At 61.4% G+C, this 15265-nt stretch carries 10 protein-coding genes; 5 read left to right on the top strand and 5 right to left on the bottom strand.

Annotated features, from left to right (window positions below):
• Positions 1–47 precede the first annotated feature (47 nt).
• Positions 48–2222, top strand: a complete 2175-nt coding sequence (locus KHO33_RS05360) for a malate synthase G (RefSeq protein WP_054037629.1) — start codon at positions 48–50, stop codon at positions 2220–2222.
• A gap of 149 nt (positions 2223–2371) precedes the next feature.
• Here the strand turns inward: KHO33_RS05360 and galU are convergent, their stop codons facing one another.
• Both galU and KHO33_RS05370 read right to left on the bottom strand, forming a co-directional pair.
• Positions 2372–3289 carry a UTP--glucose-1-phosphate uridylyltransferase GalU gene (galU, locus tag KHO33_RS05365; RefSeq protein ID WP_093634048.1) on the bottom strand — a complete coding sequence of 306 codons (918 nt, stop codon included), beginning with the start codon at positions 3287–3289 and terminating at the stop codon, positions 2372–2374.
• Between the two features lie 305 nt (positions 3290–3594).
• Positions 3595–3738: a hypothetical protein gene (locus tag KHO33_RS05370; RefSeq protein ID WP_165923841.1), complete on the bottom strand. Its 144-nt coding sequence runs from the start codon at positions 3736–3738 to the stop codon at positions 3595–3597.
• A 243-nt stretch (positions 3739–3981) separates the two neighbouring features.
• Between KHO33_RS05370 and KHO33_RS05375 the strand changes: the two genes are divergently transcribed.
• On the top strand, positions 3982–5193 hold the full coding sequence (locus KHO33_RS05375; protein ID WP_200564549.1) for an acyltransferase family protein: 1212 nt from the start codon (positions 3982–3984) through the stop codon (positions 5191–5193).
• A gap of 264 nt (positions 5194–5457) precedes the next feature.
• Here KHO33_RS05375 and KHO33_RS05380 read toward each other — a convergent pair whose 3' ends face one another.
• The 3 genes from KHO33_RS05380 to KHO33_RS05390 all read right to left on the bottom strand — a co-directional run bounded on the left by KHO33_RS05380 (position 5458) and on the right by KHO33_RS05390 (position 11642).
• On the bottom strand, positions 5458–7911 hold the full coding sequence (locus tag KHO33_RS05380; RefSeq protein ID WP_054037575.1) for a glycosyltransferase family 4 protein: 2454 nt from the start codon (positions 7909–7911) through the stop codon (positions 5458–5460).
• The gene (locus KHO33_RS05385; RefSeq protein ID WP_054037577.1) at positions 7908–9374 is read right to left on the bottom strand and encodes a flippase; all 1467 of its coding nucleotides are present in this window, start codon (positions 9372–9374) and stop codon (positions 7908–7910) included. Before KHO33_RS05385 ends, KHO33_RS05380 begins: the two co-directional genes overlap by 4 nt.
• Positions 9375–9440: 66 nt before the next feature.
• Positions 9441–11642, bottom strand: a complete 2202-nt coding sequence (locus KHO33_RS05390; RefSeq protein WP_054037580.1) for an NHL repeat-containing protein — start codon at positions 11640–11642, stop codon at positions 9441–9443.
• A 687-nt stretch (positions 11643–12329) separates the two neighbouring features.
• Here KHO33_RS05390 and KHO33_RS05395 point away from each other — a divergent pair.
• Genes KHO33_RS05395 through gmd form a run of 3 tightly spaced genes read left to right on the top strand, consistent with a single transcriptional unit; the run spans position 12330 to position 15245 of the window.
• Complete coding sequence (locus KHO33_RS05395) at positions 12330–13418, top strand: acyltransferase family protein (RefSeq protein WP_054037582.1); 1089 nt, start codon at positions 12330–12332, stop codon at positions 13416–13418.
• Positions 13415–14146, top strand: coding sequence for an SGNH/GDSL hydrolase family protein (locus tag KHO33_RS05400; RefSeq protein WP_200564548.1), 732 nt, complete (start codon positions 13415–13417; stop codon positions 14144–14146). The genes KHO33_RS05395 and KHO33_RS05400 overlap by 4 nt, the downstream gene beginning before the upstream one ends.
• A gap of 55 nt (positions 14147–14201) precedes the next feature.
• Positions 14202–15245: a GDP-mannose 4,6-dehydratase gene (gene gmd, locus KHO33_RS05405; RefSeq protein ID WP_054037584.1), complete on the top strand. Its 1044-nt coding sequence runs from the start codon at positions 14202–14204 to the stop codon at positions 15243–15245.
• Positions 15246–15265: the final 20 nt, after the last annotated feature.

The raw sequence follows: 15265 nt of genomic DNA on the forward strand, positions 1-15265 counted from the left end.
ACGGACCGATGCCCCCTCATCGGTCCCATTCAAGGATGGAGCAGTCGATGACTCAGATGAACACGCGCGGTGGACTGCAAGTCGCCGCCAACCTCGACCAGTTCGTCGAAACCGAAGCCCTGCCCGGCACCGGAATCGACAGCGCCGCATTCTGGTCAGGTTTCGACGCACTCGTGCATGAGCTGGCGCCGAAAAACCGTGCGCTGCTGGCCGAGCGCGACCGCCTGCAAACCGAACTCGATACGTGGCATCGCGCCAATCCGGGTCCGGTGCGCGATCTGCGCGCGTACCGTGCCTTCCTCGAAGGCATCGGCTACATCGTGCCGTCGCCGGCAAGCGTCAAAGCCACGACCGACCAAGTGGACACCGAAATCGCCGAACAGGCCGGCCCGCAGCTCGTCGTGCCGCTGTCGAATCAGCGCTATGCGTTGAACGCGGCCAACGCCCGCTGGGGCAGCCTGTACGACGCGCTGTACGGCACCGATGCGATCCCCGAGACCAACGGCGCGGAAAAGCAGAAGGCCTTCAACCCGGTGCGTGGCGCCGCGGTGATCGCTTATGCCCGCAAGTTTCTCGACCAGGCCGCCCCGCTCGCAAACGGCTCGCATGTCGACGCCACGCTGTATAGCGTCGAAGGCGGCAAGCTCGTCGTCACGCTGAAGAGCGGCAAGACCGAACTGAAAACGCCGGCGCAGTTCATCGGCTATCAGGGCGAGGCGAGCGCACCGTCCGCCGTGCTGTTGAAGCACAACGGCCTGCACTTCGAAATCCAGATCGACGCGAACGATTCAATCGGCAAGACCGATTCGGCGCACGTGAAGGATGTGCTGGTCGAAGCCGCGGTGAGCACGATCATCGACTGCGAAGACTCCGTTGCAGCCGTGGATGCGGACGACAAGGTCCAGCTCTATCGCAACTGGCTCGGCCTGATGAACGGCACCCTGACGGAAGAAGTCACGAAGGGCGGCAAGACCTTCACACGCAGTCTGAACGCCGATCGCGTGTACACCGCCGCGAACGGCACGGCGCCGGTTGTGCTGCATGGCCGCTCGCTGCTGTTCGTCCGCAACGTCGGCCATTTGATGACGAATCCGGCCGTGCTGACGAAAGACGGCAAGGAGATTCCGGAAGGCATTCTCGATGGCGTCATCACCACGCTGTGCGCGCTGCACGACCGCAAGCACAAGCTGAATTCGCGCACCGGTTCGATCTATATCGTGAAGCCGAAAATGCACGGCCCGGCCGAAGTCGCGTTCGCGAGCGAACTGTTCGCGCGCGTCGAAGACCTGCTGAAGCTGCCGCGCAACACGATCAAGATGGGCATCATGGACGAGGAGCGCCGCACCAGCGTCAACCTGCTCGCCTGTATCGGCGAAGCGTCCGAACGTGTCGCGTTCATCAACACGGGTTTCCTCGACCGCACCGGCGACGAAATGCATTCGGCCATGGAAGCCGGCCCGATGATGCGCAAGGGCGACATGAAGTCGAGCGCATGGATTGCCGCGTACGAGCGCAGCAACGTGCTGGTCGGTTTGAGCGCGGGCCTGCGTGGCCGCTCGCAGATCGGCAAGGGCATGTGGGCGATGCCGGACCTGATGCACGCCATGCTCGAACAGAAGATCGCGCATCCGAAGGCCGGTGCGAACACCGCATGGGTGCCCTCGCCGACCGCCGCAACGCTGCATGCGCTGCACTATCACCAGGTCGACGTGCAGGCGGTTCAGCAGGAACTCGAACGCACGGACTACTCAAAGGTGCGCGACGAACTGCTCGACGGCCTGCTGACGATTCCGGTCGTTGCCGAAGCGCAGTGGAACGCGGATGAGATCCGCAGCGAAGTCGAGAACAACGCGCAAGGCATTCTCGGCTACGTGGTGCGCTGGGTCGATCAGGGCGTGGGCTGCTCGAAGGTGCCGGACATTCACAACGTCGGTCTGATGGAAGACCGAGCAACGCTGCGTATCTCCAGCCAGCACATTGCGAACTGGCTGCATCACGGCGTGGTCACGCGCGAGCTGGTCGAAGAGACCTTCAAGCGTATGGCGAAGGTGGTCGACGAGCAGAATGCGGGCGATCCGCACTACCAGCCGATGGCGCCGGGCTTCGACACGCTGGCGTTCAAGGCTGCGCAGGCGCTGGTGTTCGAAGGACGTGAACAGCCGAGCGGCTACACGGAACCGTTGCTGCACAAGTTCCGACTGGAAGTGAAGAAGGCGCAGTAAAGGCTTCTTGCACGTGGCCTGGGTCTCAGCCCCAAACCACGCCAGATAGAAAGACGGGCGCCGCATCACGCGGCGCCCGTTTTAATTTGCGCGATAGTACTGCGCGTTGCTTCTGCGTGAAGAGTTTCCTACACCGAGTTTCCTACACCTTAAGCTGCTTCAGCCGTGTACTGCGCCGGCACGCCGGCCGACATATTCGCCTGCATATAGGTTTGCAAATACGCTTCGAATTCCGCCTTCACTTCCGGATGACGCAGCGCGAATTCCACGGTCGCCTTCAGATAGCCCAGCTTGCTGCCGCAATCGAAGCGTGTGCCGAAGTAGCGATACGCGAGCACCTGCTCTTCGGTCAGCAGCGATTGCACCGCGTCGGTCAATTGCAGCTCACCGCCCGCGCCCGGCTTGAGCGCACGGATATGCTTGAAGATGGTCGGCATCAGCACGTAGCGGCCCACTACTCCGAGGTTCGACGGCGCCTTGTCCGGCGCCGGCTTTTCGACGATGCCCGACAGCTTGATCACATTGTCTTCCCACTCGCGGCCATCCACGACGCCGTACGAACGGCTGTCTTCGCGCGCGATGGTTTCGACGCCGATCACCGAGCTGTGATAGTGGTTGAAGGTGTCGACGAGCTGGCTCATCACCGGCTTCGAGCTGTGCAGCAAATCGTCTGCCAGAATCACGGCGAACGGGCTGTCGCCCACCAGTTTCTCGGCGCACAGCACCGCGTGACCCAGACCGAGGGCTTCGGCCTGACGCACATAGAAGCAGTCGACGTTGGCCGGCTTGATGCTGCGCACGAGGTCGAGCAGCTTCTGCTTGTTGCGTGCCTCGAGTTCGGCTTCGATCTCGTAAGACTTGTCGAAATGATCTTCGATCGCGCGCTTGCTGCGGCCCGTCACGAAGATCATCTCGGTGATGCCGGCGGCAATCGCTTCTTCAACCGCGTATTGAATCAGCGGCTTGTCGACGATCGGCAGCATTTCCTTGGGGCTTGCTTTGGTAGCCGGCAAAAAGCGTGTCCCGAGGCCCGCTACGGGAAACACGGCTTTGGTGACTTTCAGCATGGTAGGCATTCCCACATCGGTTAGAAATTAGTGTGTTCGCGGGCCTCGCGGCCACTCGATTTCGCCGAAAAGACTAACAAAAAAATTAATCCATTTCGTGCGTTAATTTTTTCTCGATTCAAATAAATAATTCGATTCGCTTTCGATATGCCGGATCGTGGCATGCAGCAGGAAACAATTACGTACCGGCAGCGAATTATTTTCTGGAATTCTGAAAATTTTACGTATCCGGCGAAGCGGACCGCGGGCCATCTCAAGCGCGTCCGGGAGCGTCTCGTGAATGCACCAAGCGCCCCGGACACCGCTCATTCGTTCTCGTCGAGCTGGGGCAGCTTGCCCGGATTCATCCGAAAACGGCGGATCGGCTCGTTGCGCAGCGCCTCGCGGTAGGCGGAGGCGGCGACAAGGATCAGCAGCACGGCAATGCCGGCGAGTAAATGCAGGTTCATGACTTCACCTCTGGTCAAGAGAATCCGTGACTTAAATTAGCACAACAAAAGCGGTAAATAATTCGATGTAGCAAGTACTTATGCGGAATTACACTTCGTCACAAAATCGCCATTTAATTCGATTTGCCACGCAATTTTTTATCGATTTTTTACCTCCGCGGTGCACTAGCATGTGATGCACCGCGGGCGCGCACGGCGTGCCCGCGGAATAAGCTTTTTCTTCTTTCAGATTAAGGACCGCGCATGAGCGACTCAGCACTGGATGCCGCCGGCTCATCCCTGCCCCGTTCCCCGTCACGAGCGGCCGCCGCGCCGCGCGCGCAGAGCGAAGCGCGCGCCGAGGGCGCTGGCAAGGAACATGTAATCGACGCCATGCGGGGCTTCGCCGCGCTTCTGGTCGCGTATTTTCATTGCCGCCAGGTCGAATGGGTGGGCATGCAGACCTTTCACCAGAGCGTCGGCCATTCGTTCAGTCTGAGTACGATCGCCGCCTACCTGACCTTCCCGATCGCGTGGGGCTCGGCCGGCGTGCCGATTTTCTTCGTGATCAGCGGCTACTGCATCCATCGCGGCGGCGCGCTACGTCTGGCAAAAAATCCCGACTACCGGCTCGACACCGGCAATTTCTGGATCCGCCGTTTCGCGCGTATTTATCCGGTATTGCTGGCCGCGCTCGTACTGACTTTTGCACTCGACTGGGTCAGCCTGCAGTTGCCGCCGGTCAATCACAAGATCCGCGAGATCGGCCTGCAGGCCTTCCTCGTCAACCTGTTTTCGCTGCAAGGGGTAGCCGGCAAGACGTTTGGGTCGAACGGCGCGCTCTGGACGCTATCGCTCGAAGTGCAGTTCTACGCGATCTATCCGCTGCTGTTCGCGCTGCGCCGACGCCTGGGCATGACCTCGGTGCTGGCGATCGTCGCGGTGATCAATGTGGTGTCCGCCTATGTGCTCGAACGCCACGATCTGCAGTTCTTCACGTCCTATTGGTTTTCGTGGACGCTCGGCGCGTGGATCGCCGACGCCAAGGCCCGCAGCACGCCGGAGGCGCGTTCATCGGTCTGGCTCTACGTGCTCGCCGCCGCGTTCATCGCGCTCGGCTGCGCGGCGTTTCATTTCGGCCAGTACGGGGCATTTCAACTCTGGGCGGTCGGCTTTGCCTTCTACCTGTACAAGGCGCTGGAGCGCCCTAACGCTGATAAGGCCGATACCCCGGGCGTGCGCCTCCTGTCACGGTTCGGCGATTTCAGCTTTTCGCTGTATCTGATCCATCTGCCCATCTTCGTGCTGCTGTCGTCGATCCTGTTCCGTTCGTCACTGCAGATGTCGATCTGGCCGTCGTTCGGCTACATGCTGGTGGCCGTGCCGGTGGCCTACGTGTTCTACCGGCTGGTCGAACTGCCGGCGATGAAGTGGTCCGCGAGTTTCAAACCGAAGGATGTAGTGAAGCCAGCCTGAGAGCGATGTAATAGAAAGGTCGGAGAAACACACTGTTCAGTTCAGAAACAGGTTTCTCCTTCGACAATGTAAGCAAGCCGTGCCGCCGGGACCACGTTGTACAACCCGGTTGCATAGCCGGTGTGTGGCGCGAAAAAAACGGAGCGGAAGTCCTCAGGACTTTCGCTCCGCTGCGCTAACGACAAAGACCGGCCGAGTCCCTGCCTACCCCCGCGTTAAATCACTTCGCACGTTCATCTGCTTAAGAAGCCCCGCGCAAGCCCCTCAACGCCCCGCCACGCGCTTCAGAATCCGTTCGACACCTTCCACATACGTTGCCGTCCCGAACCGGCTCAGCGCCGTCTGATAGCCGTTTCTAACCAGCCTGTTGCGCAGGTCGTCGTTCGAGCGCAACTCGGCGAGCGTGTCGGCGAGGCCATGCGCGTCGCCGGGGGTGCATAGCACGCCGTTCTCGTAATCGTCGATGATCTCCAGCACGCCGCCCGCGCGTGCCGCCACCACCGGCCGCTGCGCCAGCATCCCTTCGACGATCACGCGACCGAACGGCTCCGGCGTGATCGACGTATGGACGACGGCATCGACCGCGCACATGCAAGCCGGAATGTCGTGCTGGAAGCCGAGGAAATGCACCCGGCCACCCAGGTTGTGCGCGGCGACGAACGCATGCAGCTCGAACTCGTACGCGTCCTCGCCGAACAGCGGTGCGCCCACCAGCACGGCATGCATCTGCGGATTGAGGACCATCGCTTCGAGCAGCACGTGTTGGCCCTTCCAGCGCGCGAGGCGGCTGAACGAACCGACCAGAAACGCATCCTGCGGCAGGTTCAGGCGCTGGCGCTGGCGCAGCGTCGCTTGCGGGACTGTGCGCAAGGCGTCGAACGGCGTCGCGGAGATACCGTTGAACACCACGTCGATACGCTTTTTATCGAAGTGCGTGAGTTCCGCGAAGGCGTGAGCGGAGGCCGCCGAATTGGCGATCACGTGCGTGAGGCCGAGGCGCGCGCACCACTTGATGATCGCCAGTTGCTTGCCGCCGAAATGCTCGGAGCTCACGATATCGCGCAGATGCCAGACCACCGGCCGCCTCGCGAGCTTGCCGGCAATCGCGCCGATCACCATCGCGCGCTGCGTGTTCGCATAGATCACCTCGGCGTCGCGCGCGCGTTTCGCGGTGGCGCGCACAAGCGACAGCAAGCCCTTGAGCGCCTGGCCCTTCGGCAGCGAACCGCCCTGCTTGCGGACATTGCGCAATGCGCCGGCGTCCAGCACGTTGACGGTCACGCCAGCCTTGGCCAAAGCAGTGTGGAACGGGCCGTCGTCGAACAGCACGACTTCGATGCGCGAGCGCAGAGCTTTAACGATTTCCAGCAGCGATAACTCGGCGCCGCCGAGCACGCCGCTCTGGTCGACCGCGAGAATGCGCGGCGCGTTGGCGCCCGGCTCTGCTTTATAAGGAACGTACGACGGCAACGTCGCCGAGCGCAATGCCGGCACCGAAGCCCGCACGTGAGCGAAGAAACGCTCGCGGAAATTCGCGGCCGAGAACTGCTCGGCATTCGCGCGGCAATCCACCGGCGAAAAACGCTTCACGTGGCCGTCGAAACGCTCGACTGCCGCAATGATCGACTCGACGTTCTGCTCGTCGAAGAACATGCCCGTAGGTTTCGACTCGGACAGATCGCGCACGGTTTCAAGCGCCCCGCCCTTGCCGTAGGCGATCACCGGCGTGCCGCAGGCCTGCGCTTCGACCACCGAAATACCGAAGTCTTCTTCCGCGGCGAACACGAACGCCTTCGCGCGGCTCATCTTTTCCTTGAGCACCTTGAACGGCTGGTAGCCCATGATCTCGACATTCGGGCCTGCCTTTGCGCGGATCTTCTGCATGTCGGGGCCATCGCCGATCACCACCAGCTTGCGCTCCGGCATCTGCGCGAACGCTTCGACGATCAGATCGATCTTTTTGTACGGCACCATCCGCGAGGCGGTCAGATAGAAATCATCCTTGTCGGTGCATAGCGCAAACGCTTCGACATCGACAGGCGGAAAAATCACCTGCGCTTCGCGCTGATAGACCTTCTTGATCCGTCGCGCGATGAAATCGGAATTTGCAACAAAGCCGTCCACCGCATTCGACGTGCGGATATCCCAGTTGCGGATGTAGTGCAGAATCAGCCGCGCCATCGCGGACTTCGGCCCGGCGGTCAGCTTCGACTGCTGCAGGTACTGATGCTGCAGATCCCATGCATAGCGAATCGGCGAGTGCACGTAGCTGATATGCACCTGATCGGGGCCGGTGAGAATTCCCTTTGCAACGGCGTGGCTGCTCGAGATCACCACGTCGTAGGCCGACACGTCGAGCTGCTCGATTGCGAGCGGCATCAAGGGCAGATACGTGCGGTATTTGGTCCGTGCAAGCGGCAGTTTCTGGATAAACGAGGTCGTGACCGGTTTGCCGCGCAGAAAGCTGCGATCGTCGAGAAAATCGACGAGGCTGAACAGGTCCGCGTCCGGAAAGCAGGCGACGATCTGCTCGAGCACCTTCTCGGCGCCCGCATAGGTAACGAGCCAGTCGTGCACGATCGCGACACGCACCGTCTTGTCGCTACGCAACGCCGAACGGCGCGACGGCGCCTGAGCACCGGGTACGGTGGTGAGTTCAGCCAGTGCGCTGCGCGTCGCGGGTTGCAGCACGGCTTCTTCAAGGACTTCGTGGTTCATGCGCTTTTCCTCGGATTCAGTCGCAACAGCAGTGAACGCGCAAGATCGCGCAAAGCGGGTGTCATCGTGATCGACCAGGCGACGTTCGCGCCAACCATCAACAGGCCGGCGACGATCGCGAGAGCGAGACTCGGCAGGAAGCTGGCAAGCCACAGGCTGGCCAGCAGAAAAGCGAGGTGGGCAAGCATGTCGAGCGCGATCTGGCGGGCGCGAATCGCCGACAGGCGCAGCAGCACGACGTAATCGAACAGCGCCCTGCCGGCCACGGCCATCGCGGCGCCCGTCAAACCGAAATGGGTAATGCCGAGCCACAATGCCCCTGCAAACAAAGGCAATTCAAAGAGGCCGACACGCGCGGCGGTGGCCGGGTTGACCTGTGACTGGATCAGAATCCGCGTCACGTTCGCCTGGCCGACGAGCCACACGGCGACGATCATGATCCGGCCCACCGGCGCGGCCACCGTGGCGATCTCATTGCCGACCCACAGATGCAGAAACGGCTCGAGCACCAGCATCGCGACCAGGGCGACCGGCGTGAACACGCCGTTAAGGAATTCAAGCGACTGCTGCGTGATGGTGTCCGCATCCGCGCGGCCCACGGCAGACAGGCGCGGAAACAGCGTGCGCACCAGCGCGGTCGGCACGATATTCAGACGCGTCACGAGGTTCTGCGGCACCGTGTAGTACGTAACGAAGCGCGCACCGAGACTCGTGCCCAGCATTACGCGGTCGAGCGATTCGGCGATCATGTTGGTGACACTCGCAATCAGCATCCAGCCACCGAAGTTGAAGAGCCCCTTCGCCACGCCGAGTTGCGGCGGCAAAACACTGCGGATCTCCAGCACCTTCAGCGCGGAGCGGCCCAGCAGAATCGCCGCGAGAATCCGCGCGAACACTGCGGCGGCAAGCACGTTCTGCAAGGTCGCCCCAAGCCACAGCGCCGCGCCGAGCGGCAGCAACTGGAACAGGAAGGTGCCAATCGTCTGATTGGTGTTGTAGACACCAAAGCGCTCCGCGCCGTTGATTGCACCGGCGAACACCCACGACACGTTGGCAATCGGAATCGCCACCGCGAGCCACGGCAGCGCCATATAGACTTCATGCTGCAACTCGGGCGACACCTTGGTGAAGTACGCGGTGTACAGAAACGCACCGAAATAGATGATCAGGCCGCCGATCACACCCGTCGCGAGATTGAGCCATGTCGCGCTCCAGAACACGCGCGCGCTCTCGCCCTTGTCGCCCGAGGCCCGCGCCTTCGAGATGTGGTTCTGCGCGGCCATGCTCATGCCGAGATCGAGAATCCCGAAGTAGCCGATCAGGGTCCACACGAGACTGATCACGCCGTAGCGCTCGACGCCGAGCAGCTTGATATACGACGGCACGGTCACGAGCGAGACGAAAGTCGGCAGCACCAACCCGAAGAAGTTGATCGCTACGTTCTTGAGAATGCCTTTGTCCATCGGATGCCTTGGGTTTGACTACATTTGCCTGGTATTGCGAAGAAAGCGGTCATGCCATACGTTGTGTCATGGTTTCCAGCGATACATCATCACTTTCCCGCGCGCGTCTTCTTCGACGAACACGAGGTACTCGCCATTGCTGCGCTTCGCGGCGCTGATGCCGTTGGGTACGTCGACCCAACCCGACGCGCTGCCCACTTCCGGGCCCGGGCGGATCACGCCGATCTCCTTGCCGCTGTCCTTGTCCCACACGTGCACCGCGCCGACCGGCTCGACGCCGAAGAGGTATTGCCCTTCGACCGTGAGGCCGATAATTGTGGCGATGGGTTTGGTCTGCGTGGTCCACGGCAGCGTGATCGAATAGCGCTGCACCGGATTGCCGCTCGACCATTTGTCATAACGCACCAGCACGCGGCCCACTTCTTTCCAGAAGCCGCGATCCACCGGCGTATCGGGCGTATAGCCGGTCACATACATCGTGTCGGTGTCGGGCTCATAGATCGCCCGATGCAGTTCGGTGAAGGGCTGCGGCACCGGGTACTGCGTCAGGTTCGAATACGAGTAGATGGGGTTGCCCTTGGCATCGAGACCACCAAAACGGAAGCGGTAAATGCCCTTGCTATCGCGGGTGCGCCAGATATCGCCGGCGCTATCGACCCACCAGCCCCAGCCGCCCGCGAGCTTCGTGCCGCTCGTGTTGAGCGTGAATTCGTCCGTGTTGAACTTGCCGTCGCCGTTCACGTCACGCCAGATCCAGTCGCCGCCCGGCGGCGCATTCGGCACCTTGGCGACCGCGCGCTCACGCCCGGCGATGAAGCCCGAAGGAATTGCCGTCTCGCCGTCATGCTGCGGATCGAAGCGATAGATCTTCAGGTGATCCGCATACATGTCGGTCAGGTACAGGAACGTGCGTCCCTTGAGCTTGCGAGCGATCGGCAAGCCGGGATACTGGTCGGTGTGAAAGACAGGGTCGTCGGGATACTTGAAGCGGTTCGACAGAAAGCCCGCGTATTTCCAGTCCTGCCCCGCAGGCTTCGAGAGATCGAGTTCGAAGCGCTTGTTACCGGTATAAACGCTGTCCGGACGCGACGGATCGATCCATGCGCCGTCGACGAATAACAAGCCTTGCACCTGCCAGTTCTGTTTGCCGTCCGGCGCATAACTCTCGAGCGTGGCGCCGAGGCCCGCGCCGATCGGGTCGTAACGCGGACCGATGCCGTTGGTCGACACATAGACGTTGCCGCGTGCATCCACGCCCACGCCGGTCAAACCATTGAAGCGCTGCGGTCCCGGCTTGCCCGGCGTACCGCTGAAAATGCCGCCGCGTTCACCGAGCGAACCCGACTCCGCATAACGGCCGTTGTTTTTGCTGAAAAACAGCACCTGTTGGCGCGGGCCGTTGTCCGCGATCAGAACCCGGCCTTGTGCATCCAGGGCGATATCGACCGCGACCGTATCGGCGGGCAGCGTGAATGTTTCGTCGATGCGCTTGCCCGCGGCGGTGTAGTGCTCCACCTGCGGCGTCTTATCGTTGCGCGTGCCGGTCAAAACCCAGAGCGTGCCGTCAGGCGCTAACGCGATACGGCCCGGCTCATGCACCGTCCAGGTTGTTTTCTGCTGCATCGATTCCGCGTCATACACCTCGATGCGATCACGCGCGGTGTTCGCCGCGTAAAGCGTGGTGTCGTTCGCCGCCAGACCGCCGATTTCGGCACTCGTGCCGGTTGGCACTTCGTTCATCATCAGAAAGCCCGCTGCCAGTTGCGCATGCGGGTCAGCGCTTTTCGCGGCTGGCTGGAACGGCGCGGCGCGCTTCGGATCGGCGACCTGCCTGCGCGAAATGCCGAACCATTGCTTGCCCTTCTCCGGCCACACGCCCTGCTCGACCAGACGTCCTTTCTCGTTGCCGACTTCGATCGCCACGAAGGCGTACTTGCGATTCACCGCGACCGCGCTGCCGCCGCCGTTGCCCCAACCATGCGTGCCGCCCGCGAAGCCGAGCATCTTGCCGTTCTGGTAGACGCTCGCTTCGGCACCGCTTTCGTCCCACGGCGCGTTCGTATAGACCTTGCCGTCGGGCGCGACCGCGATGGCGGTGATGTTGATCTGCGTCCACGTGCCATCGCCGAAACCGAAGGTATTGCCGATCCAGGAATTTTTCGCGTTCAAGACGGTTTCCGCGGATGCCGTGAAGCTGACCGATGCGGCCGTCATTCCGGCCGCATAGGCAAACACAGCAAACCAGGTTTTGAACGTGAAACGGGCCAAAGTTATTCCTCCAATCAGGGCCGTGCCGCGATGGGGTAAAAGCCCGCGCGGATGCAAAATCCAATGAGATGACGGCTGACGCCGCTAGAAGCGGCGCAAGAACACGAGACTGATTCCCGCAAGACACGACGTATAAAGCGGGGCTTTGAGAGCAGGCTCGCCGCAGCACCGCAGAACCGCAGCGCGAACCCGATCGAATACGAACGCCGGGCGCGTGACGCACGCGCCATCCCCGGCCCCCGTCCACACGGCTCACATTACGCGGAAAGAATGCCGTGACGAAAATCGAAAATAATTCAAAAATATTCGACGCTTTAAGCGTCGTGAAAGAAAATGATTTAAAAATCGATTAAATGAAAATGGACCTGCACGGCTGCGTCCCGCAGTGCCGTTGCGCCCCATCCTTACCGATGCAACCTGACTCCGGCTGCACTTCTTACAGATTGCGACAGCCACAAGACACAAGCATAAAAATCTATTGAGAATGGATAACGAAACACCCTGTTGCAATCTGATTCATTTATCCATTTCATTCCCGTTTTTTCATCAATTTATTTTCCCTAGAATCGAATGCACTTCCGTTGCGATGCGAAGCGAGCGCGCTCCTGCCCTCAAGCCCTGTTCCTGACTTGAGACGGCTCGCGCGATCCTTCGCCCGGCCCATCCGCTTCACACCATGGACGGTTCATGACTGCTAGCGCACTGCCCTTAGCGCCTTCTCACTCTCGCCGCATCCTGCAGCTCGACGGCTTGCGCGCCATCGCCGTGCTCGCGGTATTCGCCCAGCACGCCTTGAAAGCGCCGCTGTGGATGGGCGTCGATCTGTTTTTTGTTTTGAGCGGTTTCCTGATCACCGGCATCCTGCTCGAGCGCAAGGCGCGTCAGCAGTCGTATTTCGGCTATTTCTATGCACGCCGGGCGCGGCGCATCCTGCCGCCTTATCTGCTGCTGATGGTGATGTCGTCGATTCTGTTCGGCTTCGGCTGGGCGCAGCACTGGCAGTGGTATGCGTTCTTCGCGACCAATATCGGCGACGCGCTCAATCAAAGCGGTCACGACAGCCTGAATGTGCTGTGGTCGCTGGCGGTCGAAGAGCAGTTCTATATCTTCTGGCCGTTCGTGATCCTGCTGCTGCCCGAGCGCGTGCTCGGCTATGTGGCGGCTGCGTTGATCGTACTGGTGCCGGTGCTGCGCGCGGTCGCCACGCCCTGGTTCGATTCGTTCTGGCCGATCTATTACCTCACGCCGTTCCGCATGGACCTGCTGGCGGCCGGCGCATTGCTCGCCGTCGCCGTACGGCGCGATCGCAACGCACTCGAGCCGTTCAAGGGCCTCGCCGTGCTCGGCTTCTTTGCCGCGCTCGCCGTGCTGGCGTGGCTGCATCTGCACTATCCGCGGTTCCGGGCGGCCAATACGCCGCTATCGAACGCCGCGCTCTACAGCGTTTCCTTGGTGCTTTGTACTTCGGTCGTGGTCATCGCCCTGCAAAGCAAGGGCATCGTCAAGCGGCTGCTGTGCAACCCCGTGCTGGTCTATATCGGCACCATCAGCTACACGATCTATCTGATTCACCTGAGCGTGCTGTACACGCTGTGGCCCCTGCATCTGAACCGCTATCTGACGGCGGCGCTGGCACTCGCGATCACCCTCGCCTACGCCAGCATCACGTGGTTCGCGTTCGAAAAACGTTTGATCTTCGGCTCGGCAGACAAAGCGCATGCACCGGCCGGCAGCGTGTCGGGGGGCGCGTCGCGAGCGCCGCAAAGCCGCGCATGAGGCGCCGCGCGTGGCTCGCTGCGAGCGTGTCGGCTGTTGCGTCGGTGCTGATTTCGCTGACAGTGGATGCGTACGCCAGCGGACCGGCGTCGCAGGTGCTGGTGGACGCCTACGGCGATTCGACCACGCTCGGCATTACGTGCAGCGAGGGCCACTGCGGACCGCAGGCGCAAAACGCCGTGTCGTATCTGCAGGACGAATTGCAAGCCAGGTACGGCCAGAAGGTGCACGTCACGAACTACGGCGTGGGCGGCACGATGGCGAGCCAGTTGCGCGACGGCACCGGCAACCGCCGCGCCGGCCCGACCGCCGGCCTGCCGTGGCAGGAACGGCTGGCCGCTTCGTCCGCGCAGATTGTGTTGATCAACTACGGCATTAATGAAGTGATGCAGAACCAGACGCCCGAGCAGTTTTACGCAGCGGAAACGACGCTCGTGAAAACCGCCCGCGCGCTTGGCAAGGAGCCGGTTCTACAGACCTCGAACCCGATGCCCGACAACCACCTGAACGCGCGGCTCGCCGCGATGGTCGCGATGACGCGCCGGGTGGCCGCCGAACAGCAGGTGCCGCTCGTCGATCAGTTCGCGTACGTCAGCAATCTGCCGGACTGGAAGACGCTGATGTCCGACGGCGCGCATCCCAAGCCGGGTTTGTACCGGCTCAAGGCAGAACAGGATTTTCAGGTCGTCGATCCGCTGGTGCGGCGACTACTGGACGGCACGCTTTGAAGCTCTTTTTTCAGGTGCACCTCTCTTTCTCTTTTACCAATATCGAAGGCAAGCTATGAGCCAACCACGCAAAGCGATCATCACCGGCGTATCCGGACAGGACGGCGCCTATCTGACCAAACTGCTGCTCGACAAGGGCTACCACGTGACCGGCACCTACCGGCGCACGAGTTCGGTCAACTTCTGGCGCATTCGTGAGCTCGGCGTGCTCGATCATCCCAATCTGCGTCTGGTCGAACACGACCTGACCGATCTGGGCTCAACGCTGCGCCTGCTCGAAGGCGCGCAGGCCGACGAGCTATACAACCTCGCCGCGCAAAGCTTCGTGGGTGTCTCGTTCGACCAGCCCGTGACAACCGCCGAAGTGACCGGCATCGGCGCATTGAATCTGCTCGAAGGCATCCGCATTCTCAATCCGAAGACCCGTTTTTACCAGGCGTCGACGTCGGAAATGTTCGGTCTCGTGCAGGCAGTGCCGCAACGCGAGGACACGCCTTTTTATCCGCGCAGCCCGTATGGTGTGGCCAAGCTGTTCGCGCACTGGTCGACCATCAACTATCGCGAGTCGTACAACCTGTTTGCGAGCAGCGGGATTCTGTTCAACCACGAATCGCCGCTGCGTGGCCGCGAATTCGTCACGCGCAAGATCACGGACACCGTCGCGAAGATCAAGCTCGGCAAACAGGACGTGCTGGAACTCGGCAACCTGAGCGCCAAGCGCGACTGGGGCTTCGCGCTCGAATACGTGGAAGGCATGTGGCGCATGCTGCAAGCCGATGAACCCGATACCTTCGTGCTCGCCACCGGCCGCACCGAGACGGTCCGCGACTTCGTGCGCATGGCGTTTGCCGCCGCGGGTTATCAGATCGAATGGTCAGGCAAGGAAGAGCGTGAAACGGGTATCGACGTGGCAACCGGCAAGACGCTGGTGCGCGTGAATCCGAAGTTCTATCGCCCGGCGGAAGTGGATCTGCTGATCGGCTGCGCGGACAAGGCGCACGAGAAGCTCGGCTGGAAGCCGGAAACCACGCTTGAACAACTGTGCCACATGATGGTTCATGCGGACTTGGGCCGGAATGAACATCACGAGACGTTCTAATGCTGTCCTGAGTGTCGGCT

Origin of the sequence: Paraburkholderia nemoris, from assembly GCF_905221015.1 — a bacterium.
GTDB classification, from domain to species: Bacteria; Pseudomonadota; Gammaproteobacteria; order Burkholderiales; family Burkholderiaceae; genus Paraburkholderia; species Paraburkholderia nemoris.

Coding starts and splice junctions, on each gene's coding strand:
- gmd (WP_054037584.1), top strand. CDS start 14,202: ATGAGCCAACCACGCAAAGCGATCATCACCGGCGTATCCGGACAGGAC.
- KHO33_RS05375 (WP_200564549.1), top strand. CDS start 3,982: ATGAGCGACTCAGCACTGGATGCCGCCGGCTCATCCCTGCCCCGTTCC.
- KHO33_RS05360 (WP_054037629.1), top strand. CDS start 48: ATGACTCAGATGAACACGCGCGGTGGACTGCAAGTCGCCGCCAACCTC.
- KHO33_RS05370 (WP_165923841.1), bottom strand. CDS start 3,738: ATGAACCTGCATTTACTCGCCGGCATTGCCGTGCTGCTGATCCTTGTC.
- KHO33_RS05395 (WP_054037582.1), top strand. CDS start 12,330: ATGACTGCTAGCGCACTGCCCTTAGCGCCTTCTCACTCTCGCCGCATC.
- galU (WP_093634048.1), bottom strand. CDS start 3,289: ATGCTGAAAGTCACCAAAGCCGTGTTTCCCGTAGCGGGCCTCGGGACA.
- KHO33_RS05385 (WP_054037577.1), bottom strand. CDS start 9,374: ATGGACAAAGGCATTCTCAAGAACGTAGCGATCAACTTCTTCGGGTTG.
- KHO33_RS05380 (WP_054037575.1), bottom strand. CDS start 7,911: ATGAACCACGAAGTCCTTGAAGAAGCCGTGCTGCAACCCGCGACGCGC.
- KHO33_RS05400 (WP_200564548.1), top strand. CDS start 13,415: ATGAGGCGCCGCGCGTGGCTCGCTGCGAGCGTGTCGGCTGTTGCGTCG.